Origin of the sequence: Hwanghaeella grinnelliae (genome assembly GCF_004005845.1) — a bacterium.
Lineage (GTDB): Bacteria > Pseudomonadota > Alphaproteobacteria > UBA8366 > Aestuariispiraceae > Hwanghaeella > Hwanghaeella grinnelliae.
On record NZ_SADE01000004.1, the window covers coordinates 320,582 to 346,085 of the forward strand.

At 60.8% G+C, this 25,504-nt stretch carries 23 protein-coding genes; 10 read left to right on the top strand and 13 right to left on the bottom strand.

Annotated elements, in window-relative coordinates:
- Positions 1 to 69: 69 nt before the first annotated feature.
- Complete coding sequence (locus EOI86_RS22395; protein ID WP_161973957.1) at positions 70 to 456, bottom strand: DUF2306 domain-containing protein; 387 nt, start codon at positions 454 to 456, stop codon at positions 70 to 72.
- A 129-nt stretch (positions 457 to 585) separates the two neighbouring features.
- On the opposite strand from EOI86_RS22395, the gene EOI86_RS22400 reads away from it, so the two are divergent.
- From EOI86_RS22400 to EOI86_RS22410, 3 genes are all read left to right on the top strand, one after another.
- Positions 586 to 1,110 carry a Panacea domain-containing protein gene (locus tag EOI86_RS22400; RefSeq protein WP_127767917.1) on the top strand — a complete coding sequence of 175 codons (525 nt, stop codon included), beginning with the start codon at positions 586 to 588 and terminating at the stop codon, positions 1,108 to 1,110.
- Positions 1,111 to 1,328: 218 nt separating this feature from the next.
- Entirely contained in the window at positions 1,329 to 2,168 is an 840-nt protein-coding gene (locus EOI86_RS22405; RefSeq protein WP_127767918.1) for a nitroreductase family protein, read from the top strand.
- 111 nt (positions 2,169 to 2,279) lie between these two features.
- Entirely contained in the window at positions 2,280 to 4,097 is a 1,818-nt protein-coding gene (locus EOI86_RS22410; protein WP_127767919.1) for an ABCB family ABC transporter ATP-binding protein/permease, read from the top strand.
- A gap of 35 nt (positions 4,098 to 4,132) precedes the next feature.
- Here EOI86_RS22410 and EOI86_RS22415 read toward each other — a convergent pair whose 3' ends face one another.
- On the bottom strand, positions 4,133 to 6,415 hold the full coding sequence (locus EOI86_RS22415; protein ID WP_127767920.1) for an AIM24 family protein: 2,283 nt from the start codon (positions 6,413 to 6,415) through the stop codon (positions 4,133 to 4,135).
- A gap of 254 nt (positions 6,416 to 6,669) precedes the next feature.
- Between EOI86_RS22415 and EOI86_RS22420 the strand changes: the two genes are divergently transcribed.
- The 4 genes from EOI86_RS22420 to hppD all read left to right on the top strand — a co-directional run bounded on the left by EOI86_RS22420 (position 6,670) and on the right by hppD (position 10,391).
- Complete coding sequence (locus tag EOI86_RS22420; RefSeq protein ID WP_127767921.1) at positions 6,670 to 7,779, top strand: acetoin utilization protein AcuC; 1,110 nt, start codon at positions 6,670 to 6,672, stop codon at positions 7,777 to 7,779.
- 77 nt (positions 7,780 to 7,856) lie between these two features.
- The gene (locus EOI86_RS22425) at positions 7,857 to 8,354 is read left to right on the top strand and encodes a DUF192 domain-containing protein (RefSeq protein ID WP_240035789.1); all 498 of its coding nucleotides are present in this window, start codon (positions 7,857 to 7,859) and stop codon (positions 8,352 to 8,354) included.
- Positions 8,355 to 8,409: 55 nt separating this feature from the next.
- A complete protein-coding gene (locus tag EOI86_RS22430) occupies positions 8,410 to 9,123 on the top strand; it encodes a hypothetical protein (RefSeq protein ID WP_127767922.1) in 714 nt (237 codons plus the stop codon).
- 164 nt (positions 9,124 to 9,287) lie between these two features.
- The gene (hppD, locus tag EOI86_RS22435) at positions 9,288 to 10,391 is read left to right on the top strand and encodes a 4-hydroxyphenylpyruvate dioxygenase (protein ID WP_127767923.1); all 1,104 of its coding nucleotides are present in this window, start codon (positions 9,288 to 9,290) and stop codon (positions 10,389 to 10,391) included.
- A gap of 20 nt (positions 10,392 to 10,411) precedes the next feature.
- On the opposite strand, the gene EOI86_RS22440 is transcribed toward hppD, so the two are convergent.
- The 11 genes from EOI86_RS22440 to EOI86_RS22490 all read right to left on the bottom strand — a co-directional run bounded on the left by EOI86_RS22440 (position 10,412) and on the right by EOI86_RS22490 (position 22,381).
- Positions 10,412 to 11,464 carry a hypothetical protein gene (locus EOI86_RS22440; protein ID WP_127767924.1) on the bottom strand — a complete coding sequence of 351 codons (1,053 nt, stop codon included), beginning with the start codon at positions 11,462 to 11,464 and terminating at the stop codon, positions 10,412 to 10,414.
- 137 nt (positions 11,465 to 11,601) lie between these two features.
- Complete coding sequence (locus EOI86_RS22445) at positions 11,602 to 12,459, bottom strand: SDR family NAD(P)-dependent oxidoreductase (protein ID WP_127767925.1); 858 nt, start codon at positions 12,457 to 12,459, stop codon at positions 11,602 to 11,604.
- Complete coding sequence (locus EOI86_RS22450) at positions 12,449 to 13,177, bottom strand: iron-containing redox enzyme family protein (protein WP_127767926.1); 729 nt, start codon at positions 13,175 to 13,177, stop codon at positions 12,449 to 12,451. The genes EOI86_RS22445 and EOI86_RS22450 overlap by 11 nt, the downstream gene beginning before the upstream one ends.
- 56 nt (positions 13,178 to 13,233) lie before the next feature.
- Complete coding sequence (locus tag EOI86_RS22455) at positions 13,234 to 14,697, bottom strand: AMP-binding protein (protein WP_127767927.1); 1,464 nt, start codon at positions 14,695 to 14,697, stop codon at positions 13,234 to 13,236.
- The gene (locus tag EOI86_RS22460; protein ID WP_127767928.1) at positions 14,690 to 15,295 is read right to left on the bottom strand and encodes a thermostable hemolysin; all 606 of its coding nucleotides are present in this window, start codon (positions 15,293 to 15,295) and stop codon (positions 14,690 to 14,692) included. The genes EOI86_RS22455 and EOI86_RS22460 overlap by 8 nt, the downstream gene beginning before the upstream one ends.
- Positions 15,296 to 15,373: 78 nt before the next feature.
- Positions 15,374 to 16,774 (bottom strand): sensor histidine kinase, encoded by a 1,401-nt coding sequence (locus EOI86_RS22465; RefSeq protein WP_127767929.1) that lies wholly within the window; start codon positions 16,772 to 16,774, stop codon positions 15,374 to 15,376.
- Positions 16,771 to 17,439, bottom strand: a complete 669-nt coding sequence (locus EOI86_RS22470; RefSeq protein ID WP_127767930.1) for a response regulator transcription factor — start codon at positions 17,437 to 17,439, stop codon at positions 16,771 to 16,773. The genes EOI86_RS22465 and EOI86_RS22470 overlap by 4 nt, the downstream gene beginning before the upstream one ends.
- A gap of 94 nt (positions 17,440 to 17,533) precedes the next feature.
- Entirely contained in the window at positions 17,534 to 18,214 is a 681-nt protein-coding gene (locus tag EOI86_RS22475; protein ID WP_127767931.1) for a DUF6134 family protein, read from the bottom strand.
- 111 nt (positions 18,215 to 18,325) lie between these two features.
- Positions 18,326 to 19,492, bottom strand: coding sequence for an acyl-CoA dehydrogenase family protein (locus tag EOI86_RS22480; protein WP_127767932.1), 1,167 nt, complete (start codon positions 19,490 to 19,492; stop codon positions 18,326 to 18,328).
- Positions 19,493 to 19,524: 32 nt separating this feature from the next.
- A complete protein-coding gene (locus EOI86_RS22485; RefSeq protein ID WP_127767933.1) occupies positions 19,525 to 21,159 on the bottom strand; it encodes an acyl-CoA dehydrogenase family protein in 1,635 nt (544 codons plus the stop codon).
- Positions 21,152 to 22,381: a CoA transferase gene (locus EOI86_RS22490; protein ID WP_127767934.1), complete on the bottom strand. Its 1,230-nt coding sequence runs from the start codon at positions 22,379 to 22,381 to the stop codon at positions 21,152 to 21,154. The genes EOI86_RS22485 and EOI86_RS22490 overlap by 8 nt, the downstream gene beginning before the upstream one ends.
- 279 nt (positions 22,382 to 22,660) lie before the next feature.
- Here EOI86_RS22490 and EOI86_RS22495 point away from each other — a divergent pair, with 279 nt between their 5' ends.
- From EOI86_RS22495 to EOI86_RS22505, 3 genes are all read left to right on the top strand, one after another.
- Positions 22,661 to 23,329 carry a TetR/AcrR family transcriptional regulator gene (locus tag EOI86_RS22495; RefSeq protein WP_127767935.1) on the top strand — a complete coding sequence of 223 codons (669 nt, stop codon included), beginning with the start codon at positions 22,661 to 22,663 and terminating at the stop codon, positions 23,327 to 23,329.
- Positions 23,330 to 23,406: 77 nt separating this feature from the next.
- Positions 23,407 to 24,585, top strand: a complete 1,179-nt coding sequence (locus tag EOI86_RS22500; RefSeq protein WP_275668606.1) for an acyl-CoA dehydrogenase family protein — start codon at positions 23,407 to 23,409, stop codon at positions 24,583 to 24,585.
- Between the two features lie 51 nt (positions 24,586 to 24,636).
- A complete protein-coding gene (locus EOI86_RS22505; RefSeq protein WP_127767937.1) occupies positions 24,637 to 25,503 on the top strand; it encodes an HTD2 family dehydratase in 867 nt (288 codons plus the stop codon).
- The last annotated feature ends 1 nt before the right edge of the window (position 25,504 follow it).

The following is a 25,504-nucleotide window of genomic DNA, read 5'->3' on the forward strand; positions in this document are numbered from 1 at the left end:
CTGCGGAATTGAATTAGGATGCCGCGCCAATATCCGCAAGCCCGGCAAAAGGACTAAGACTGTTGCCGCCTAGCCACCGAGCAACTGTCCCAAAATTCGGCTTGGAAGAAAAGTGAAGGCGAAAGCGATAACCAAGCCGATCCCGGCGCCGGTCATCCACCCCCGGTGTGATGACAGGTTTCCGCGCCGGATCGCTACCAATCCGAAGAAGAGGGAAACCAGCGTATAGGCGGAAAGACCGTGAATCCAACTGAGCGATCCATCCGTGCCGCGTATCCAAAAACTGCCCGCCGCGGTCAGGACCATCGCGGCGACCCAGGCACGCCCGCGCCAGACATGCCCGACAGTGCCTTTTGACGAAAGTATCTGAATCGGCAGAATCACCAACGCCGTCGTTGCGGCGGCCAGATGAAACAGGATCGCCGGCGGCGCCGTCAGCAGCGGTTCGAAATTCACGTCGGTCCTTTCCTTCCGCTCTGCTGCGGGGCGCTGTATATATGGCTATATGCGGCGGTCCGGTGAAGAATCTGGCAAGGTCGGCTTCATTGTTGGATTTACGGTCCAGCGCATACAGGAAAGGCAAGGATGACCGCAACTGTTGTCGAATCCACGATCGACGTTGCGCTTTGGTTCATGGATCAGGCGCGGCGGGAAGACGACTACCTGCAGCCGCAGAAACTGCAGCGGCTGATCTATATCGCCCAGGGTTCCTACGCCGCGACCCATCACGGGCGGATGTTGATGCCGGCACTTTTCGTCGCCGGGGAAACCGGGCCGCAGGACCCGAACATTTTCCGTCTGTTCGAACATGGCCGGCCGACCAATTTGGGAGAGGCCAAAATCCCGGCGGAGACGCTGCATTTCCTGGATATGATATGGCGGCGCTACGGCCATCATTCTTCGGATTACCTGAACCAACAAATCAAGCATCACGACATTTATGTGCGCGCGCTGAAAAAAGGATTGGGGGAGGAGATACCCTTTCCCGCCATTGTCCGTTTCTTCACCAGGAAGGAACGACCCAGCGTCAAAAAGGTGAAAACGGCGGATGGCCGCGTCCTTGAAAAATGGACGCCGACCGCGGCCCCGGGCCAGACCAAGCCGGAATAAGATGCATCACCGTGCGTTGCGGGGTTTAGGTCATTGCCAGGTCTGACGCTCGCAAACGGACCGAACTTTCCGAAGGGTTTGAAGTTCAGGTGCCGTTGCGATCATATTGCCGGCAATCTCCGTTTCGGCGAGTTTTCTTAATTGGTTTGGCTTGGTCCGGTCCTGATCCTGACCATCGCTATTTCCATCTTCATCTTCTTTGTTTGGGGTTTTGGGACATGACAGATTTTGACACCGCTTGGCGCGAGCGCTTCGGCGACGGCGTCGAACATGGCGCGGGACCGTCGGGACAGGAATGGAGCCGGATTGAGGGCTTCCTGACCCATCGATCCTGCCGGCGGTTTGCCGACCGGCCGGTGGACGAGGCTTTGCTGGAGGCGCTGCTCGCCTGCGCGCAATCTGCCCCCTCCAAATCCGACCTGCAGCAGTATTCCATCGTCGTGATCGATGATCCTGCCCTGCGCGGCGCCATGCAGACATGGGCGTCCTTCGACGAGTGGATCGCCAAGGCCCCGTATTTCCTGGTTTTCTGCGGCGATCTTCGCCGTCAGCGGCGTATCGCGGAAATGCGGGGGTACGACCATCGCAACGACAACCTGGACACCTTCATGAATACGGCCGTTGATGCCGGCATCGCGCTGGCGACCTTCGTCGCGGCGGCGGAAGCGGCGGGGCTCGGCTGTTGCCCGATCAGCGTGGTCCGAAACCATATTGGCGAGGCGTGCGATTTGCTGGGCCTGCCCGACGGCGTGTATCCCGTGGCGGGCCTTGCCCTGGGCTGGCCGGAACAGACCGCCGGGGTCAGTATGCGCCTGCCGCCCGGTGCGGTCGTTCATCGCAACCGCTATCGTGACGACGACTTGCCCGCCCTTGTGGCCGAGTACGATACGGCCCGACACGCGGTTCAGCCCATCGCGCCGCATAAACAACGCCATCCGGATAAATACGGCGTTGCGGAGGTCTGTCACTGGTCCGAGAACACGGCGCGGCAGATGTCGGTGCCGGAACGCGCCGGATTCGCGGACTTCCTGCGAAAACGGGGATTTTCGCTAAGCTAGAGGTCGCCGCTCTCTGCAACGGGCACGCTGCGATAGTTGGCCGATTGCAGGGGTATATGTTGCCGATGCGGGGTGCCGGCTCTATGTCACGGGGACCGCGAAAGGATTCCGATGAGCGACACTCTCCGCCGGCAAGGGAAAACAATCAAAAGCCTGCTGCCCTATTTGTGGCCGCGGGACAGTACCGAAATTCGCGTCCGCGTGGTTCTGGCCATGGCGGCGCTTACCCTGGCGAAAATCGCGAATGTGTGGGTACCGCTGTTCTACAAGGACGCGGTGGATGCTCTCTCCGGGCCAGGTGCCGGGACTGAGGCCGGGGCCGGTGCGGCGGCGGCTGCGGGCGTGATGGCGATTCCGGTCGGGTTATTGTTGGCCTATGGCGGTGCGCGTGTCCTGTCCGTCGTGTTTCAGGAATTGCGCGAGTTTCTGTTCGTCAATGTCGCCCAGCGGGCGATCCGCCAGGTCGCGTTGGTCACCTTCCGGCATCTGCACAGCCTTTCCCTACGCTTCCATTTGGACAGGCAGACCGGCGGCCTCAGCCGTGTGATCGAACGCGGTGTGAAGGGTATCGAATTCGTCCTTTCCTTCATGCTGTTCAACATCATCCCGACCTTGGTCGAGATTTTGATGGTCTGCGGCGTGCTTTGGGGATTGTTCGACTTCTGGTTTGCATCGATCACCTTGCTGACGATCACCGCCTATATCGCCTTCACCATGGCAATTACCGAATGGCGGCTGAAATTCCGGCGCCATATGAACGAGTCGGATACCGAGGCGAATACAAAGGCTATCGACAGCCTGTTGAACTTTGAAACGGTGAAGTATTTCGGGGCGGAAGCGCATGAAGCCGCCCGCTACGATACCTCCCTGCAGCGCTATGAGCGCGCGGCGGTTCGCTCCATTGCCAGCCTGTCCGTCGTCAATGTGGGGCAGGGCGCGATCATCGCGACGGGGCTGGTCGCGGTGATGTATATGGCCGCGGCGGGGATGGTCGACGGCAGCATGACCATCGGCGATTTCGTGCTGGTGAACACCTACTTGATCCAGCTTTACCTGCCGCTGAACTTCCTGGGGTTCGTGTATCGCCAGATCCGCCAATCCCTGACCGATATGGAAGATATGTTCTCCATGCTCGACGTGCCGGCGGAGATCCGCGACGAGGACGATGCCGAAGATCTGAACGCGAAGGATGGCAAGGTCGAATTCCGCGATGTGAAATTCGGATATGACGAACGCCGGCCGATCCTGAAAGGGGTCAGCTTCACTGTCGAACCGGGCAAGACCACAGCCATCGTCGGTCCCAGCGGCGCCGGGAAGTCGACCATCAGCCGGCTATTGTTCCGGTTCTACGACGTGAACGAAGGCGCCGTCTTGATCGATGGCAAGGACCTGCGGTCGGTAAAGCAGCATGGTGTACGGGAAGCGCTTGGCATCGTTCCGCAGGATACGGTGCTGTTCAACGACACGGTCCGCTACAACATCGCATACGGTCGGCCGGATGCGTCGGAAGAAGAGGTCACGCGCGCCGCTAAACTGGCCCATATCGACGATTTCATCCGTTCCCTGCCGGACGGGTATGAAACCCGTGTCGGCGAACGGGGCTTGAAACTGTCAGGCGGTGAAAAGCAGCGCGTCGCCATCGCCCGGACGATCCTGAAGGATCCGCCCATCCTGCTCTTCGACGAGGCGACCTCAGCCCTCGATACGGCGACGGAACGGGATATCCAGACCAGCATGCGCGAGGTCTCGAAAGGGCGAACGACGCTGATCATCGCCCACCGCTTGTCGACCGTGGTCGACGCGGACGAGATCATTGTGCTCCGCGCCGGTGAAATCGTGGAACGCGGGACGCATGCGGATCTGTTGGCCGAAAAGGGCGTCTACGCGGAAATGTGGGCCCGTCAGCAAAGCGGGGATGCCGACGACTAGCATTTGTGGGTTCACAGTCACAGGAAACCGGTGACTTACCCCGGCCACAGGAAATGCGTGATGAAACGGGACAGGCCTGTGCCCCTGCGCGACTGCTTGTCCACATCCATGACCAGAACGCCCGCACCCTCTTTCCGGACATAGGCCGTGCTCAGATAAATGTCGGGCAGGGCAAGACTGGAATCGACATGGAAACGAACGTCGCGCTGCCAGGCGACCAATCGTTCCGGCGGCATGCTGACTTCCGTTTCGGGGTCGTTCCCGGTTTTCGGTCTGCCCCCGGTCACAAGCACGACGCGGCCCGGCCCGGTCGCGGTGGAAAACACGTATTTGCCCAGTTGCAGGGTGGAAATCCTGGCGCTGATCAGGGTCGACAGTTTCACCGACCCTGACATGCCGACGAAATTGGTGAAGTCGAAGACGATGGTTTCGCCTTCCGCCAATCTCCATTCCACGAAGGTCTTGCTGCCGGTTACGGTGAAATACAGCCCCTGGGGCCGGGGCGCGGCCTCTTTCGGAACAAGGTCGAAACGGTTCATCGACATCGACCGGTGCAGCAGACGTGCGATCGGCGCCCCTGTGGGCTGCGGCACCGTGAAACGCGGTGGCATGCCGTGCGGCTGGAACCGGCGGGAAAAGTAATAGGTCCCTTCCGCCCCTTCGCTCAACGCGTAGTCCTGCCCGGTGATACGGACGGATCCGTGCGGCATATGCGCGGCTTCGTCCGGGTCGCCCAAGGTCAGGAAGGCCCCGGCATCGCTGGCGAAGGCCACGCGCCCGTAGACATAAAGAAAGCTTTTGATGCACAGGAAGGTGAACAGAATATGGGCGAACATGTGCAGCGCGTTCAGGGTGGAAAACACCCACCAGACGGAAATCTGGGTGGCGCGGTTCGCCTCCTCGAACAAAGGCGAGACTTCCTCACGCAGTTGCTTGACGCCGTCGCCGATCTTGCCTGACGTTTCCTTGATCTGCGGTTCAATATGCTCGTCGATCTTCCGGGCAAGCTTATCCCGGGCGCTGTTTCGAATATAGGCATAGGCGCTGTTGATCTGGCCCTGCATCTGTTTGACCGACCAGTTCTTGATGCCGGATCCGAGGCCTGAAAAGTTCGGGGCCTTCATCGGCAGGCGGTTGGTGAGCACCTCGTTATACTGTTTCTTGAATTCGTCGGAGAGGCGGTCGACGGGCAAGTCCCGGACCTCGCTCTCGAAGGCTTTCGTCTTGGCGATCCATTCCTTCTGTTTGCAGTCGTAGAAGCGGTAGATCGAATACATCGTGTTCCGGCGCAGATCTGTGCCTTTTTCGCGCAAGGCGGCGATCGTCGTCGGCCGGTCCTGCTCCTGTTGGATCAGGGCGGCGATTGCCTCGCGCTCCGCGGCGGTCGCGCGACTGCCCCGCGTGACGGCATTTCGGGCCTCGCCGAACAGCCGCAGCAGATAGGCGGCGCTGCCCTCAAGATAGGCGCAATTCGCGGTCGCCGTCTCATCATGCGGGTGGACCAGCATGGCGCGTTGCTCATAGGCTGCATCCCGGATCGCGGCGTTCAACACGGCGGTGATGGCGAAATAGGGGACGGCGAAGACCAGGATCGGAATCCAGAGCAGGGCCGTATGGCCAAAGGCGTTCAGGCCGCGCCGCCATCCCAGCAGCTTGACGAAGTATCCGTTCTGAACGACCGCATGAATTACCAACCGCGCCAGGGCGACGCTCATGCCGAAGACGATCAGGGGTAGCAATTGGCGCAGGGCGTCCAGCGTCTCGTAGCCCGAGGCCTGGGCCAGAACAGAGGTCAACAGCGCCGAGGTGAAGCAGTACAGCAGAAAGGAGGCGGAGAAGATCTTGCCTCTGAACACGATCCAGACGAACGAGACCTTCACCGCGATCATCGGCAGGTCCGCGATGGTTTCGCGCAGGGCGCCAAACTCGATCAGGCCGAAATCCGCGGCCAGATCCAGCAAGGTGACATGGGCCGCGATCATGCCGATGAACAACCAGCCCCAGGCTCGCCGCCACAGGCAGCGCAGGATTGCGGGAATGTAGCCGGTGAAGAAGAAGGCCGCGATCGCGTTGACCTGATAGGCCGTTCGCTCGGCCACGGCCTCTGCGGCTTCCGCACCGCTTGCCGCTTGCGCGACGATCTCGAAGACTTGCGGCTGGGCGACCTCGGGCACGAAATCGAACAGCGAAAAATAGGTGATGAAAGGATACATCGCGACCAGGGCGGCATATTGCCCGGCGCCCGAATAGGTGCCGCCGCCGATCCGCAGGCGGTCGGCCAGTTTGGTCAGGGGCGGTGCGGTCTTCGATGCGCTCATCCAACACCCAGTCGGCCCGCGCAGTGCCGGGCCGTTTTGCCGAGAGAGTAGACGGTAGCACCGTAGGCATGGGGAATGCGCGGTGTCCAGGCTGTGGCGAAGTGATTGGCGCAAGATGCTGTTTCATTGACAGGATCGGCCGGGACGCACCGTATTAGGAGCGCGTCATTCGGAGTTGTCCGGGCGGCAGCTTCATTTGTAGTTTTTGTCGGTCTGAAACGGCCCGGTTACGTAACGTTTTTTCGAGGAACCCTTTGCTGACACGGCCGCACTATATCTCCAGCGATATCTATCGGTCCTCTCATCTTGGGCGGGGGCACCCCCTATCCATTCCGAGGGTCTCGGTGGTTACGGATCTGATACGCGCTTTGGGCTGGATGGACCCGAAAGTGTATCACGATGCGCCGATGGCGACGGTCGCCCAGCTCGCCCGGTTCCACGACAGGACCTATATCGAAACCGTCCGACGGGCGGAGGCCGATGGGCGCCTGCCGGACGATCTGAAGCGCCGCTACCATATCGGTATCAACGGCAATCCGATCTATCGGGAAGTGTTTCGCAGACCGGCGACGACGGCCGGCGCATCGGTTTATGCCGCCGGGCTTTTGAAACAGGGCGGCGTCGTCCACAGCCCCGCCGGCGGTACCCATCACGGGCGCCGCGACCAGGCCAGCGGCTTTTGTTTCTTCAACGACCCCGTCCTGGGAATTCTCGCCATGTTGGATCAGGGGCTGGAGAGGATCGCCTATGTCGATCTGGACGCCCATCACGGCGATGGCGTGCAGGATGCCTTCCATGACGACGACAGGGTCATGACGATTTCCATTCACGAAGCCGGCCGCTGGCCTTATTCCGGCGCGGTTGACGACAGGGCGGGGGGCATGGCGCGCAACCTGCCCGTCCTGCCCGGATTCAACGATGACGAGCACGCCTTCCTGATGGAAAACGCGGTGCTGCCCCTGTTGGATTGGTTCGAACCGCAAGCCCTGGTCATTCAAGGCGGTTGCGATGCCTTGCAGGACGATCCCTTAAGCAAGTTGTCATTGTCCAATAATGCCTTATTGCGTGCCGTTCGGCAGATGCGGCCGATGGCGCCGCGCGTGCTGGTCCTGGGCGGGGGCGGCTACAACCCCTGGGCCGTGGCGCGATGCTGGACCGGGTATTGGGGCCTTCTGAATGGATTCGATGTCCGCGCAACGCTACCGGAGGTCGCGAGAGCAGTTCTCGAAAGTCTCACATGGCGCAGAAAACAGGGAAAAAACCCGCCGGCGCATTGGTTTATCCAGTTGCATGACATGCCCAATCATGGCCCCATAAGGGACGAGACCCGCAGTCTGGCAGGACAGATTCTGGCCGGTCTTTGACGGAGCTCTGCAGCGATGAGAAAGGCCGGAAAATAAACGGTCGATCCGTTTCGGGTTGGCAGGGAACGGGAGTGTAAATGACGCGGCGAACCATGCTGTCTGCCTTGGGTTGGGCGGCGGTACTCTGTTTTGTGTTCCTGGCCGGAATTGACGGCGGGTACGCTCAGAAAAAGCTCGATTTCAAGCAGGACTCGTTACGCATCGTGAAGCAGGCCGGCGGCCGCTACACGTTCCAGATCGAGTTGGCGAGGACACCGGCGCAGCGCCAGCAAGGGCTGATGTTCCGGGAACGCATGGCCCCCGATGCCGGCATGCTCTTCGACTATGAGCGGCCGCAGCCCGTCGCGATGTGGATGAAGAACACCTATATCCCGTTGGACATGATCTTCATCGACGGCGCGGGCATCATCAGCCATATATCGAAACGGGCCGTGCCCCTGTCCTTACAGCCGATTTCGTCGAACGGCCCCGTGCGGGCCGTCCTGGAAGTGAATGGCGGGATTACGGATCACCTCGGCATCCGCGTCGGCGACGAAGTACGCCACGCCATTTTCGGCAACGATCACAAGCGCTAGACTCGGTATATGATCCAACATCGGCGGCACGGCAATTTGGTGAACGGTGGAACGAATGCGCGGCTCTGACAGCATCCTGCAACTGGCACTGGCTTTCACGGTGTCCACCGTCCTGGCGGGATGCGTTTCGACCTGGGAAGAGGTGGGGGCCGCCGATGTTTCGCTTTCGAACACGCCGGTCGTGTCGGGCAATACCTTCGACCGCTATAACGACTTGGCCGTCATACCGCCCCATTCCGAGAATTTGAGCATCAGTTACCGGTACAAATTGGAAAGCCCCGGAAAGGGCGACTCCGTGTCCGGCGTGAATGGCCCGGTCTGGTTCTATGCGGAACGTTCGGCCGCAACGCCGGAATCGTTCTTCCAGGTCGGGTTGGTCTCATCGGACGGCGAAGCGCAGCCGGTTGAAGCGGGCGCCGCCGACGAGCCGATCGTTGAAACGATCCGCCTCGGTTCCATCCGCTACAGATCTACCCTGTATTGCGTCGATCCGATGTCGGGCGCTGTTCCAGCGTCGATTGCGGGTTTCGTGAACAATGTCGCGAACCATGGTCACGGTCTTTCGAATAGCCTGTTTGTCCGCCATTACGAAGGTGAGGGGCCTGGGCTTGACGGCAGATGGCTGTCGATGGCTTTCGTGCTGGATATCACGCGCATGGGCTATGACTGCGAGGCGATCGGGGACCCTTCCGCGCCGGAAATTCCGGTCCAGGATGTGGTGGAAAACTTCAAGGACGCAGCTGCGCGCAGCTTTGAGGTCGTCCGCTAGGGCACAGGTATCGGAGCTCGGCAGTCCCGCCGCATTTATTGAAACATTATTAGTTTCACTTGAAACTAAATTCGCCGGCCTATATGGTTTGAGAAAGCCAAGCGATGCGCCTTTTCGGCTCCGCACGGCATATCTCATTCATGTCATTGGGAGGGTTTCCGGCCATGACGACGGCAGTACAGGACAATGGGTTTCAACCGGGCGTCATCAACGACGCCAATCCGATGGGAACGGATGGTTTCGAGTTCGTCGAATACACCGCCACCGATACGGATGCGCTGAAAAAGCTGTTTGAAACCATGGGGTTCACGGCTGTCGCACGTCACCGGTCCAAGGATGTTACCCTGTTCCGGCAGGGCGGCGTGAACTTCATTGTGAATGCGGAACCGACCAGTTTCGCGCAATCCTTCGCCAGTGTTCATGGGCCGTCGGCCTGCGCGATCGCCTTTCGGGTGAAGGATGCGGCGAAGGCCTATCAGCGTGCCATCCAGTTGGGCGCGAAACCGTTCCACGGTCAGGTCGGCCCGATGGAGTTGAACATCCCCGCGATCCACGGAATCGGCGACAGCCTGATCTATCTTGTCGACCGATATGACGCGCCGAACATCTATGACATCGACTTCAAACCGATCGAAGGCGTCGATCAGAACCCCGCCGGCCAGGGTTTGGCCGAAATTGACCACCTGACCCACAACGTCTTCCGTGGTCGGATGGACACATGGGCGCATTTCTACGAGAAGCTCTTCAACTTCCGGGAATTGCGGTATTTCGACATTGAAGGGAAGCTGACTGGTCTGCACAGCAAGGCGATGACCAGCCCTTGCGGCAAGATCCGGATCCCAATCAACGAATCCGCCGACGACAAATCGCAAATTGAGGAATATTTGCACGCTTATAATGGCGAGGGTATTCAGCATATCGCGCTCAGCACCCGCGATATTCAGGCCACCGTCGACGGGTTGCGGCAGTCGGGCGTTCAGTTCATGACGCCGCCGCCGGACACCTATTACGAAATGTTGGACGGCCGCGTCCCCGGCCATGGTGAGGATGGGGAGGCGCTGAAGGCGCGCGGCATTCTGCTGGACGGTGCGCCGACCGAAGGGGGCGGCATTCTGCTGCAAATTTTCACCGAAACGGTCATCGGCCCGATCTTTTTTGAGATCATTCAGCGTAAAGGCGACGAAGGTTTTGGGGAAGGGAACTTCAAGGCGCTCTTCGAAAGCATGGAACGCGACCAGATCCGCCGCGGCGTCCTCGAGGAAAGCTGATGCCGGTCAGCGCGGTCCCGTCAACGCGATCCCGGCGGCGACGGCGTCGTCGCTGTGGATTTCAGCAGTTCGGGATGTGCCTTGTAGTATTTCTGCACAATGGCCCGTAATTCAGCCATGATCTCAGTGGCGAATTCCGATGTGCGGCTTCTTTGATCGTCATGCAGGGCCGCCAACATGGCGGTGCCGTGTTTGGATATCAAATCGATGTAGACCCGCGTGAAAACCGGTTCGACTTCGGTCAGTTCCCGCAATGAGGCTGCGATTGCGGTTATCAGCGGAAACCCAAATATCGCCGCCTTGATCTCGGTTTCAGCCGAAATTTCCCCAAGTTTTGAGACGACCGCTTTACAGTGTTCCGGCCGTTGGTCGCAGTCGCTCAGCGGGGCGGAAATAATTTGGCGGGACCGCTTTTCCACCCATTTCCGAAAGTCAGGGGTGTGCATTTCAATCGCGGTTTTGACCGCGCCTACATGATCCGGCCCGATCCTGAAATCCTTCCCAATTCTTTCCAGCCGGTTTGACGGTGGAGGAAAAAAACGGACGCCGGCCTTGTTGTAGGGCAGATCGGATTCCCGCCTTTCGTCCGGAATTTCTTCCTCGGTAAGCCGTCGGTCTGGGCCGAAATACTTTCCAACCTTCACGAAATGCCGTTGGTCGGCGGTCGACTTGAAGACGCCGGCTGCAAAATCTTCGGCGGAAAAACCGGGCGGCAGCGCGGCGGTCTCCCCGACCCCCATGGAGATGATATTGTTCGCCCCCGGCTTGGAGGGGCCGATGGCAAGGATCGGCATGAACGGGTCCGGGGAGTCTTTATGCGCGCGGACCCAGCGTATCAGGCCCTTGCCCTCCGCATAGCGGTCGGAGGCTTGTGTCACCAGCAGGTCAAGGCCGCCGGTCCCGACCTTGTCGGGATTCACGCGAACCTGGATCAGTTTTTCCACCGCGTCGGGAAGTCCGTCCGCTTTCAGAACGAAACGAAACCCCAAGGCATTGATGGCATCGACCAAGGCATCGCGAAGAAACGAATCCTTTTCGACCACCATGGCGGAACAATACTGATAACCACTCATTCCAAACAATCAGCTCAACAGGTTGGTCAGAGTAGAAGGGTACCGTAATGAGAGTCCCAGGTCGACAGTGATTGTGCGACGCAAAAAAATCGGCGGCCGATGCTTGCGAATGCGTTGGGGTGAATTGTGGGGGGCGCTCAACGTTGAATGGTTTCGCCCGTTGCGGTGTCACCTGTCACATTTCCAACCGGGTGGGTCTCCAGCCCATCCTCCGTTGGATTCCGAACCCGCATTTCCAATTTGGCGATATGGCGATCCAGTATGGAGGGGAGCAATGCCTGGGCGATGGTTGCGATGCGTTCACCCAAGCCCGGATAAACACGGGATTTGCCGGCCTCTGCGGCATTCCAGATTCGCCGGGCGACTTTTCCGGGAGGGTCGAAGACCATCTGCATCGGTTTGGCCAGGGCCATGAATCTGTCGGCGGCCGGGGTCCGCGTCGCCCGTGGCGCCGCATAGGTCACACCGATCCCGTCCTGCGCCAGTTCGCGGCGCAATCCGTCGGACAATCCCCGTAGAGCGAATTTGCTGGCGGAATATGCCGCAAAGCGGGGAAAGGCAATGTCGCCGAACATCGAACCCACATTGACGATCCGTCCCTTGGGTGCTGCGCAAAGGAGCGGCAATGCCGCCTGGGACAGCATGGCGGGGGCCGTAACATTGAGAGTGAAGAGATGCATCATCTCATCCTCACTCAATCCGTCAAACCGACCGACCGCAACCGAACCTGCATTGTTGATCAGATAGTCGAGCGCGCCCAACTGCTCCTGGATCCTGGCAAGCAGGGCACTGCGATCTTGGGCCGAGGTAACATCGGCCTGCATGGTGATGACGGATTTTGCATTGCCCATGGCGCCGGCGGTTTCACGCAGAGGGTCCATTCTGCGCCCGGCGATGACGACACGCATGCCACGGTTGGCGGCTTCGACGGCAAGGGCCCGGCCAATCCCACTGCCGGCCCCCGTGATCAAGACGCGGGCTGTATCATGCAGCATGACGGTTTTCCTCAATGGTGCCCAATGTCCGGAATACATCCCCGAACAGCCGGTACATGATTTTTGCGGTATCGATAACAGCCGTTTCGGCCTTTTCGTCCGGAAGTCCGTTCACCAGGGTTTCGAAGAAGCGGACGTGATCCTGATCCAGGCTGCCGTGGGACATTAGGTAGGAAAAGCCTTTGCCCGGTTGTCCCTCAGCCATTGCGTCGGAACCGTCTCCGTCTTCTTGGCCAGCCTTCAGTATCGCCTGGGCGATGCCCTTGGCGGCTTTGTCGGCAAGGGCCACCGACATGCCTTCCAGAACGTGGACCATGCCCAACAGGGCATAGGGACTAATGTGCTCCACGGCGTAATAGGCATAGCCGACCATGATACGCGTCGCTGCCGCGCCGCTATCCGAGCGGACCTGTTCGGCATTCCCTCCAAGTGCGGCGATGTCTTCAAGGATCCACTCCTCGTGCCCGCGTTCCTCGTCCAGATACTCCAACAGAGCTTCGCGGTAGCGCCGATCGTCGGCCGTGCAGCGCGCGAGGGCTGCCCCCATCAGCGGGCAGGTGAAGCGCACATGGTGATAGGCTTCGGATAGGTAGCGAAGATAAAGCGGCAGATCCACATCCCCAGCCATCGCGTCACGGATGACGGGAATTGAGACGAAAGAGAGCCTGTCTGCTTCCGTTTCCGCCAGCAGGCGCTGGTAGAATGATTGCTGGGGCATAGTGAGGAACTTCCTTGTTTGTCCGTAACGTGTGCTTGAGGCTTGTGTATTGGGGGTTAGGCGACGTTCGACGTCGGTTGATGAACGTCGAGCGGGATGGTTCTGATTCGGTCCGGGTTCCGTGACAGGGAAATTTCGGCCCTGACCGGCCGGGCATAGTCTGGAAGGGTCGCGAACAGGGCGTTCAATTGCCCTGCGAATTCCGAATCCGGTGTTGCATCCAACCATCTGTCATCCGGTGCCCGCACTGTCAGATGCAATGTGACATGGGTCTCCCCATGGCCGGTCGCCTTTGCCGCCTCAATCCAGGGCAGGCCCATGGCGTGGCTTTCGATCCATTCCGGCGAGACATTCCTGCCATTGGATAGGATCAGACGCCGGTCCTTCCGGCCCAGTACAGTGATGCGCCCATCGGGTTCAATCCGGCCGAGATCGCCAGTGCGCCATTCCTGGATGCCGAGTTCGGGGTGGTTGAGATACCCGATCATCACACCGGGACTGCGGATGACGATCTCGTCATCCTCGATACGGATATCGATGCCTGGCAAAGGGCGGCCGGTCGGCGGGACCGGTCCCGCATCGCGGTTCGAATTTGCCGCCGTGTCGACGGAAACCACGGAACAGCATTCCGAAAGGCCGTAACCGTAGCGGACGGGAAGGCCAATCGCGTCGGCTGCGTCGAGAACGTTCGGGGCGATCGGGGCGCCGCCGACGGCGGCGATGCGAAGGCTTGGCGGGGGACACCAACCTGTCGCATCGGAAAATCGGACCAAGGCGGAAACCAGTTGCGGAACAAGAACCGTGGTCGTTGGGTTCATTGAGGAAAGCGCTTTGGCCATCGGGGCGATCTCGCCGGTCAGGGCGGCGATGCCGGCGCCGGGTGCCAGTATTGACTGGGCGCCAACCGTAATCGGCAGGAAAAAGCCAGCGATCTGCTCCAGAAGAAGTGCCGGGGGCAGCAGGCTCAAATGTCTGTCATCCGCCGTCGCGTTGACGGCCTCGCCAATCGCGGAGACCGCGAAATCCAACTGCCGGTCCCCATGGCGCACGCCCTTCGGACGTCCGGTCGTACCGGATGTGTAGATTACACGTTCCGCGCCGCCCTGATAGGGTGGCAGATCGCGCGCAGTCTTGTTACGGACTAATTGCTCATCGCGCAGTGATATGATCGGGATGCCGCCACCCTGCCTTTGCGCGTCTTCGGGAATATCGCAATCTACGATCAGGTCACATCCGGCATCTTGAAGAATAAAACCGATCTGTTCCTTGCTGAAGAACATGGGCACCGGCACGACGCGCTTGCCGGTCAGGCTGATCGCCAGATCCGCGACGATCCAAGCGAAGGAGGGGATGCCGCGTAGCGCGACCGTCCGCGCGTCCAAAGGCAGCTTTTCGCTGAAGTCCGCGATGGCGCCTGACAATTGCCCATAGGTGAGCGTGCTTCCATCGGTCTTCAGAAAAGCCGGTCTTGTGGGGTCGGCAGCGGCATGATGCGCCAGGGCAGTAAAGACTTTATGCATGTCTGGCGCGCTCCTGTTCCTGTTTCAAGGATGTGTTCCGCCGCGGCGCGGGTCGGGCTGCCGCGTCACCGTATCCGTCGCCGGAAACGGCGCAGACGATCGGGTTGGTTTCGTAATAGCTGCCCCATTGTTCAGCGTTTTCGACGCGGTGCTGTTCCGCCAAGGCGATTTCCAACACGCCGGCACCGCTGCGCCGCAAGCCGATCCGCAACGGCCGCGTTGCCGTGAACAATCCCCATTTCATGCCGCGCTGTTCCCCGTCGGCGACAATATGGTCGACCAGTTTCAGGGCGTGTCCAGGATGTGAAGCGGCCAGCGTTGTGACTTCCAGAATGGATGTCCTGGCCACCGGTTCCCGCGCCAAGCGCGCGATGGATGCCTCAACACTTTGGTCCAGATAAACCTCCGAGAAGAAGCCGCTGTCGTCGTCGCGAAGACCCGCGGCGCAAAGAGGAACGTTGTCCGCGTTGAAGAGGGCCGCCAAGCAGGGCGGAAAATCCGCGATCATCGCTTGGTATCGGTCACGATAAACGGACCGGATCATGGTTTCGACCGCAGTACGGCGCCGGTCGTCCGGCCGGATGATGGCAAAGGGCATAGACGCAAATCGCTCCAAAAAATCATAGCCCGAAACCGAGCCGATGAAGCAAATTCGTGTATCCGGCTTACAGGAACCTTACGCGTCAGCCCGAGTGGACTCGGGCATCGCCGGACCGGGGAATGTCATGGCGAAAACGGTTCCGCCGCCGGGCCGTCTATCGATGTCGAGGGTTGCTCCATGGGCCGCTGCGATGCGTGAGACGATGGACAACCCCAGGCCAGCGCCTGTGTCGAGATTGCGTTCCTTGCGCCAGAAACGGTCGAACAGGTGTTCGCGGTCGTCGTCGGAGATTCCGGGACCCCGGTCCAGGATCTGAATGCAGGGCGGGTCTTCGGTGATGCGGATGACGACCTCTTCCTCGGTGGGGGTTTGCACCAGGGCGTTTTCCACAAGATTGCGGATTGCGACCTCAAGCGCGTCAGGGTCGCCCGCCACGGTAACGCGGTCATTTCCTTCCAAGGCAAGGGACTTGCCGGCGGCAACCGCCTTGGGGCCAAGGAAAGCGGCGGCATTCGTCGCGACCTCACACAGATCCGCCCGGCTGCCTTCCGGCACCACCAGCGCGTCGACCTGCGCCAACTTCAAAAGTTGCGCCACGACCCGTTCCAATTGGTTGAGATCTTCCCGCAAGGCAGCGGCCCTCGTCGGGTCGAGGTTTTCCAGATGGGTGCGCAACAAGGCGATCGGTGTGCGCATTTCATGCGCCGCATCCGCGGTGAAACGGCGTTGGACCTGGAACCCTTTCTCAACCCGATCCAAGGCGCTGTTCACGGCGGTGACCAGCGGCAGAATTTCGCGTGGTAGACGGTCCGTCCGCAGCCGCCGCTCAAGGCTGGACGGGCCGATGGCGGCGGCCTGGGCGGAGGCTTCGCTCAACGGCGCAAGGGCCGAGCGTAGCGTGACATAGGTGACCGCCAGAATGGCCGCGAAAATCAGAACGATGACCCAGAGATACTCGTCCACCGCTTCGTCGAGCAGGGTATCGGCAAGGACATCGTGATGGGATGCGTTCTGGGTGACCTGGATGGTGATCGAACGGCCGAGTTCCTCCGGCCGCAACGAGACGCCGTAGACAAGGTCGCCGCTTTCCGGGTCATGGGTTTCGAAAGTTTGCGGCAATGGGCCTTTGGCGGCAATGCCGTTCCAAAGGGGTTCGGACACGTTTGGAGAGGCCGCCAGGACCTTGCCACTTTCGTCCAGGATCGCGAAACGGGGCATGTCGTCCGGAATTTGGTAGGCCGCGGCGAGTGAAGGCGGAAGGTCCAGATTTACTGTTTGCCCGTCGGATACCGTCAGGTGGCGGACGATATCCATCGCCTGCCCCTTCAGGGACCGGTCGCGCATATTGTCGATATGATCGGTGAATTCATAAAGCAGCAGGCCGGAGACGAGGCCGATGGCCAGCAGCATGGTCAGGCCGACGCGCCAGAAGACGGCGGCGAGCAGCGATCCTCGGTCAGGGCTTTCCTGGGTCATGGTTGCAGAAGGTACCCGACGCCGCGCAAGGTATGGATCGACACGTTTGCCTTGGCGTTTTCCAAGCTTTTGCGCAGCCGGTGCACGGCGACCTCGACGCTGTTCGACGAGACCTCCTCGTCAAACCCGTAGAGCGCCTCTTCCAGCCATTCCTTGCTGACGACCCGGCCGACCCGCCGCATCAGATATTCCAGAATGTCCAATTCCCGCCGCGACAGCCGCAACGGTTTGTCATCGACCTTTACGTCCCGTCCGACCGTATCGAAGCTAAGATTGCCGGCGGTCAGGCACATGCCGAGGACGGCGCCCGGCCGCCGCATCAATGCTTTCAGGCGCGCGACCAGTTCCTCAACTTCGAAAGGTTTCAGCAGGTAGTCGTCCGCGCCGGAATTCAGGCCTTCGACCCGGTCCTTCAAGCCGTCCCGTGCGGTCAGGATCAGGATCGGCGTATCCGACCCGCGGTTGCGCGCCTCACGCAACACGTCCAGACCGTCGCCGTCGGGCAGACCCAGGTCCAGAATAGCAGCATCGTAGCGGACGGTTTCAAGGGCCAGGGCGCCGTCCTCGGCGGTGCCGAAACGGTCGACCGCCATGCCTTCCTTGGTCAGGCAGGCGGCGATATGTTCGGCGATCCGGCTGTTGTCTTCCACCAATAGAATGCGCATCGGTCAGGTTACTCGAATAGGACGCCGGCGCGGCCATATCCGCGCCAGCGTCCCAAGATTAACGAATGAAACGGTGATTTGCGAATGGAACGGTTCAGCGCAGGACGTATTTGATTTCTGAACCGTCTTTGGCTGCGAAACGGACCATGACCAGCGAGCCTTCAGGCGTGTACCACAGGTCCCGTTCCAGGCCGCCCGACACGCGAATGTGGTTCGCTTTCGTTTCGGCGCCTTTCACGTTGACGGATTCCATCCCGACAGTCTCGACCTGAACCGCCATTTCGTGCCCGTCCAAGGTGTTGAGCAGCACGCTCTGCTGCATCAGCGCCGGGTTCCACAGGCTGGCCGGGATGATCGTCGCCGCGCTGGTCTGATCGACGATATCGCTTTTCACCGCCAGGGCGTCTTCTGTTGCGGCGGCGTCCACCTTGTGGTCGGTGCCGTCGTCATAGGTCTTGCTGTTCAGGGCGGCGAGGTGGCCATTGCGCCAAACCTCATGCCCTTCATGTTCGAACCGGTAAACGGCGATGCCGATCAGCGGCAGGGTCACCTTGATGTCGGTGTTGATATCGACCTTCAGGTCGTCGCCGGATTGGTCGAAGGTGATCTTGTGTTCGCCGATCTCCGAGCCGTCGCGCAATACGGTGAAGTTCAAGGCGCCTTCCTGCGGCACGCCCTCGATTCCGGCATAGGCGGCGAGAGGGAGCAGGGAGGCGAAGACGATTGTGGCCATGGCAGCGCGGGCGGCGCTGAAAAAATTGGGAGCGTTTGACATCAATCAAGGGTCCTTCCAGGGATGCAATAGCGTGTCGGTGCGAAAAATGCGCAGCGTTACATGCCAATTTGCTTGAAGAACCTTACGGCAGCCTTACAGGGTCGCTTCAACCTAGTAGGATTTCGGCAGACCCAGGACGCGCTCCGCCACATAGCAGAGGGCGAGTTGCGGGCTGACCGGCGCGATGCGGGGCACGAAGGATTCCCGCAGATAGCGTTCCACATGATATTCCTTGGCATAGCCGAAGCCGCCATGGGCCATCACGGCGGTCTGGCAGGCCTCGAAACAGGCTTCGCCGGCCAGGTATTTCGCCGCATTGGCCGCCGCGCCGCAGGGCAGTCCCTGATCGTATTGCCAGGCCGCCGACAGGACCATCAGCCAAGCGGCTTCCAACTCCGCCCAGCATTTGGCGAGTGGATGCTGGATCGCCTGGTTCTGGCCGATCGGTCGGTCGAAGACGATGCGTTCCTTGGCGTAGTCGGCGGCCTTCTTCACCGCGATCATGCCCAGGCCCACCGCTTCGGCCGCGATCAGGATACGCTCCGGGTTCATGCCATGCAGGATGTATTCGAAGCCACGGCCTTCCTCCCCGATAAGGTCGGCGGCCGGGATTTCGAAATCCTCGAAGAACAGCTCGTTGGAATCGACCGCCTTACGGCCCATCTTCTCGATTTCGTGGACCTGGATGCGGTCGCGGTCGAAGGGGGTATAGAACAGGCTCAATCCGAAAGTCGGTTTCTCCACCTCCTCCAACGGCGTCGTCCGCGCCAGCAGCAGGATGTTGTCGGCGACCTGCGCGGTGGAAATCCAAACCTTCTGGCCGTTGACGACATATTTGTCGCCGGTCTTCTCCGCCCGCAATTTCAGCCGCGTGGTGTTCAGGCCGGTATTCGGTTCCGTAACCGCGAAACAGGCCTTTTCCCGACCCTGCGCCATCGGCGTGATCATCCGGTGCTTCTGTTCCTCCGTCCCGGAAACGGCGACGGGGTTGAGGCCGAAAATATTGATGTGCAGCGCCGAGGCGCCCGACATGCCGGCGCCGGATTCCGCGATGGTACGCATCATCAGCGCGGCTTCGGTAATGCCCAGGCCGGCCCCGCCATAAGCCTCGGCGGTACAGATGCCAAGCCAGCCTTCTGCCGCCAGCGCATCGTAGAAATCATTCGGAAACCCGCCGTCGCGATCCCGCTTCAGCCAATAGGCATCGTCGAAATCCGCACAGATACGCGCCACCGATTCCTGAATGGCGCGCTGTTCCTCGTTAAGGCTGAAATCCATCCCGGTTTCCTCGATTTGTCTTTCCGCGCGGCCTAATTCTGCGACTGCAACATACCCCTGGCGACCACATGGGCCTGAATTTCGCCGGCGCCTTCGAAGATGTTGAGGATACGCGCATCGCACAACACGCGGCTGATCGGCGTTTCCAGTGCATAGCCGATGCCGCCATGAATCTGGACTGCGTTATCCGCATTCGCCCAGGCGACCCTGGCGGCCAACAACTTGGCCATGCCCGCATCGATGTCGCAGCGACGGCCCTGGTCCTTTTCGCGCGCCGCCATATAGGTCAGCTCCCGCGCCATGGTGATTTCGGCGAGCATCATGCTCAGCTTGTCCGCGACGCGCGGGAATTCGCCGATCGCGCGGCCGAACTGCTTGCGGTCCAGCGCATATGTCCGGCCCAGTTCGAACGCGTTGCGGGCGACGCCGACCGCGCGGGCGGCGGTTTGAATGCGCGCGCCTTCGAAGGTCTGCATCAACTGCTTGAAGCCCTGGCCTTCCTGCGCGCCCAGCAGCCCGTCTTCCGGCACCGCGAAGTCTTCGAACCCGATATCGTATTCGTGCATGCCGCGATAGCCGAGCACCTTGATCTCGCTGCCCGACATGCCGGGAGCGGGGAAGGGCTCGCCCTCCGTGCCGCGTGGCTTTGGCGCCAGAAACATGGAAAGACCGGAATAGCCGGGCTTCGATGGGTCGGTCCGGACCAACAGCGTCATCAGGTCCGAGCGCGCGGCATGAGTGATCCAGGTCTTCGCGCCGTTGACCCGCCAGGACCCGTCGGCCTGTTTCACCGCCCGGGTTTTCAGCGAGCCGAGGTCGGACCCGGTATCGGGTTCGGTGAAGACGGCGGTGGGCAGAACGCTGCCGGTCGCGATTTTCGGCAACCAAGCCTGCTTCTGTTCGTCCGTTCCAGCCAGTGAGATCAATTCGCCCGCGATCTCGGACCGGGTGCCGAGGGACCCCGCGGCGATCCATCCGCGGCTCAATTCCTCCGTCACGATGCACATGGCCAGTTTGCCCATGCCCAGCCCGTCATAGTCGGGCGCTATGCAGATGCCGAAAACGCCCAATTCCGCGAGTTCGGTCACGACCTCGTCCGGGATCAGGCGGTTTTCCAAATGCCATTGATGGGCATGGGGCGTGATCCGGTCGTCGGTGAAGCGCCGCATCTGATCGCGGATCATCTCCAGCTCTTCCTCACCGGTGGAGCTATCCGGCTCCCGCCCCTGATAGATGAGGGCCGCCAGATCGTGACGCAGAGCCAAGCCGCCATCCTCGCCCAGCAAGCGAGCGGCAAGCGGAGCAAAGGCGCTGTCTTCCGCAACCCCCATATCGGCGGGACGGGCGATTTCGTTCTGGCTCATCGGAATGCCGCCGCTCAATTGCTGCAGATATTCCGCGAAGCCCAACCGCAGGGTCAGGCTTTCGATGTCGCCAAACGTGCCGGCCGCCTGAAGACGCTGCGCCCAGCCCAGCGTCGCGGTCAGCGCGCCGACCGTGGTCGCGGTCCAGGAATAGGCGTGCAGCGCGCGTTGATGCCGGTCCGCCATGACGCCGTCCAATTTGCCGTCGCGCATGGCAAGGTCGCCGACGGCCGCCTTGGCGCGGGTCAGATAGGCCTGCGCTTTCGCCACGCTCTCCTGCGCCGTTTCCAATATGTCAGTCATTTCCACTGTCCCCGGCGACGACGCCCTGATCGTGAAGTTTTGCGATTTCTTGTGTCGGCAAGCCGAGAAGATCAGCCAGGACCTCCTCCGTATTTTCGCCCAGGCGCGGCGCCCTGACCGGCGATTGGCGGATGCTGTCGACGAAATCCACCGCCGCGCCCGGTGTCGGATAGGTATAGCCGGATTGATGCGCGACGGATGAGAACAGCGGACTGTCGCCGAACATGCCTTTTTCCGTCATCGCTTCGCTGACTTTCAAATACGGGCTCCAGCAAACGCGGGTGCCGTCGAAAACCTGCCGCCATTCCGCGAGGCTTCGATGCGCTACGGCCGGCGCGACGATGGCGTTGATCGCATCTCGATGCTTGAATCGCAGGCCGTCATCCTTGGCCAGCGACAGGCCCAGGGAGGTTTCCAGAGCGGCGATTTCCTGCTCGACCCCAAGCGTCTTGATCAGGTCCGCCCATTGCGGGCGCGTGATCGCCACCAGCATGATTTGCTTTCCGTCCCCGGTGGCGAAGTTCCGGCCCCAGGACCCGAACAGGTCGTTGCCGTGGCGCGGACGGTCCGTTCCGCTTTCCGTAACCTCGCCGATCATGCCGAGATGCCCGGCGAAAGCCATCGCCACATCAGCGAGCGGCACCCGTATCTCTCCCCCTTGGCCTGTCTTCAACCTTTTCCGTTCCGCCGCGACGAGCGCGAAGGCGGCATACAGGCCCGCCGCGATGTCCCAGGCGGGTAGAACGTGGTTCACCGGTTCATCCCCCAACGCGGAGGGGCCGGTCATCAGCGGAAACCCGACCGCGGCATTGACCGTGTAGTCCAGCGCGGTCTGGCCGTCCGCCCATCCCATGATCCGGGCGGTGATCAGGTCGGGTCGCCGTTCCGCAAGCCGATCGTGGGAGAGGAAGCCGGTGGCCGGAAAATTCGTCACGAACAGGCCGGCGTCTTCCCCCGGCGCGGTGATCAGGGCGGCGGCCAATTCGCGGCCTTCGGCGCTGCTGAGGTCGACGGCGATCGACTTCTTACCCTTGTTCAACCCTTCCCAATAAAAGCTGTCGCCGGATCGGGATAAAGGCCAGCGCTTGAAGTCAGGGCCGCCGCCGATCTGGTCGATGCGGATCACCTCCGCGCCGAGTTGTGCCGCATGCAACGCGCAGCTTGGTGCCGCGATGAACGAGGCCGCTTCGACGATCCGGAGGCCGGAGAGTATATCGAACATTTTCTAAATCTAACCTATGTTTGATTCGTGCTTCCGCCCGTGGTTTTGCCTTTTGTGGTAATGGTAAAAACCGTTTGGGGAAAGGGGAAGCCGGTCATCGACCACCCTGATTTAATGTTGCGTCAATCAACTTAGTTTTTCCATCGCTGGGAACAGGCGCCTTCGGGGCCGTGCAAAACCCTGTCTCGGATCGTCGCATTGACCTTAATTTGAACAAAGATTAGAAAATTCCTTACCAATTCTATTGGTTGTGCAGGGTCCCTGCCGGAAGGGTTGAATATGTCTACCGCCGTGAGGAATGACGATAGCGGGTTGCGTGCCGCGCCGAAAGGCGGGTCAGGCCTGCGCAAACAGTCGAAGGCGGATGCTTCGCGCGAACGGGTGCTGGAAGCCGCCGCCAAGACATTCTCCGAACGCGGCTATGCGGGAACGACCATGCGCGACATCGCGCGCGCCGCCGATCTTCAGGCCGGTTCCCTCTATTACCATTACCCGTCGAAGGAATTGCTGATTGAAGCGGTCATCGACAAGGGCATCCACAACATCACGAACGCCGTCGTCAATACGATTGCGACCTTGCCGCCCAGCACATCCTACGCGGACAGGGTGCGGGCGGCGATCCAGGCCCATTTGCATGCTCTTTTGACTTATAGCGCCTTTGCATCCGCGTCCCGGCATTTGCTGGCGCAGGTGCCGGTGGAGGTGCGTCGCAAACATGTCTTGCGGCGTGAAGCCTATGAGGAGTTCTGGCTTGGCTTGTTGCAATCGTCACAAGCCGCCGGGGAAACCCGGGACGGGGTCGACCTCAGGCTGGCGCGAACCTTCATCCTGGGTGGTTTGAACTCGGCGCTCGATTGGTACAGGCCCGAAGGCAAGTCTATCGAGGAATTGGCCGATCAATTCGCGATGATGGTCGAAGGCGGAATTCTGATCGACCGGCCGGACTAACGGTTTTTACAGAGGGGCGCACACGAACAGGCGCCCTGTTGTGAGCGAATACGATAAGACACGACAGGAGGAATATCGTGACCAGCGGTGTCGATACGGAGACCTTTGCGCAAATTCAGGAAGCCGTTCGGCGGTTTACCATGGAACGCCTGATCCCGGCCGAACGGGAAGTGGAAGAAACAGACACCGTGCCGGCCGCCATTGTCCAAGAGATGAAGGACCTCGGCCTGTTCGGTCTGTCTATCCCCCAAGAATTCGGTGGTGTCGGGCTGTCTCTTTCGCAGGAAGTGGCCGTGATCGCGGAAGTGGCGCAGGCCGCACTCGCCTTCCGCTCGGTCTTCGGCACCAATGTCGGCATCGGGTCGCAGGGGATTGTGATCGACGGTACCGATGAGCAAAAGGCGGAGTGGTTGCCGAAATTGGCGACGGGCGAGGCGACGGCATCCTTCGCCTTGACGGAGCCGGATGCGGGGTCCGACGCAGGCGGTCTTCGCACCCGCGCCGTTCGGGACGGCGATACTTATGTCATCAACGGGGCCAAGCGCTATATCACCAATTCGGACAGCGCGACGATCCTGTGTTTGATGGCACGAACCGACCCGGATCGTAAGGGGGCCGCGGGCATCAGCGCCTTCATCATTCCGACGGACACACCGGGCATTACCATCGGCAAACCCGACAAGAAGATGGGGCAGCGGGGCACGCGGACCTGCGACATTACCTTGGCGGATGTTCGGGTCCCCGCAGCGAATATGATCGGAGGCGACGCGCTGGTGAACCAAGGGTTCAAGACGGCGATGAAGGTCCTGGACCGGGGGCGCATTCATATGTCGGCCTTGGCGATCGGCCAGTCGCGGCGGGCGATCAACGAGGCCCTGGCCTACGCGGCCGACCGCAAGCAATTCGGTCAGGAGATCGCCAATTTTCAGTTGGTTCAGGCCCTGCTGGCCGATAGTCAGGCGGAGCTTTATGCCTCGGAATGTATGGCGAATGATGCGGCCGCCCGTTTCGACCGGGGCGAAGCCATCCCGCAACAGGCGGCCTGCGCGAAAATGTTCGCGACGGAAGCCTGCGGCAGGATCGCGGATCGAGCAGTGCAGATTTTCGGCGGGGCCGGCTATATGGTCGAATACCCTGTGGAGCGGATCTATCGGGATGTCCGGCTGATGCGGATCTATGAAGGCACGACCCAGATTCAACAATTGATCATCGCCAAACAGATGTTGAAGCGCCAAGCCGCCGGCGAGAAACTCTGACCTTCGAAATTTCCGAATCCCGATTCCCCAATTCTTTGTGAGTTCCTCGCCATGGCAGATGCACAAAACCCGACACCCGGTTCCGATTTCTCCGAAGCCGTCGGGCGGACCGAAGAGAGCTTCGATTGCATCGCATTGGACCGGGCTTGCGCGATGGCGGCGACCCTGGGCCTGGGCCAACCGCCCTCGGCGGGTGATCCCTTGCCGCCCGGATGGCACTGGCTGTTCTTCAACCGCTTCGCGCCGCGCGGCGAACTCGGCGCTGACGGGCACCCGAAGCGTGGTGGTTTCATCCCCGATGTCGGCTTGCCGCGGCGGATGTGGGCGGGTGGACGCCTGCAATACCTGGCGCCCTTGGCCATAGGAGCGGATGTGGCGCGGCATAGCGAAATACTGTCCATCCAGGCGAAGGAGGGACGGGCGGGCAGGCTCGTTTTCGTGACGATCCGGCATCGTATCTCATCCGGCGGCACGCTGTGCATCGAAGAGGAGCAGGATATCGTGTACCGGGAGGCCGATACCGGCCAAGGGCCGAAACCCACGCCGGCGGCGGCGCCGGAAGGGGCGGCCTGGTCGGAAGAGGTGACGGCCGATCCTGTCTTGCTGTTCCGGTATTCCGCGCTGACATCCAATGGCCATCGCATACATTACGATCAACCTTACGCCCGGGCCGAGGAAGGGTACCGCGACCTGGTCGTCCACGGCCCATTGATTTCCACATTGCTTCAAAACTTCGCTGCGTCCCTAAAACCGGGGGCGGCGCTCGCCCGGTTCGACTATCGCGGCATGGCGCCGCTTTTCGTCGACCGACCTTTTCGGATTGAGGCGGCGGAAGGCGAGGGGCCGGATGAGCTGGTGCTTTGGGCGAAAGGCCCGGATGGCGAACATGCGATGAAGGCGTTCGCGGTTTTCAGTTAAT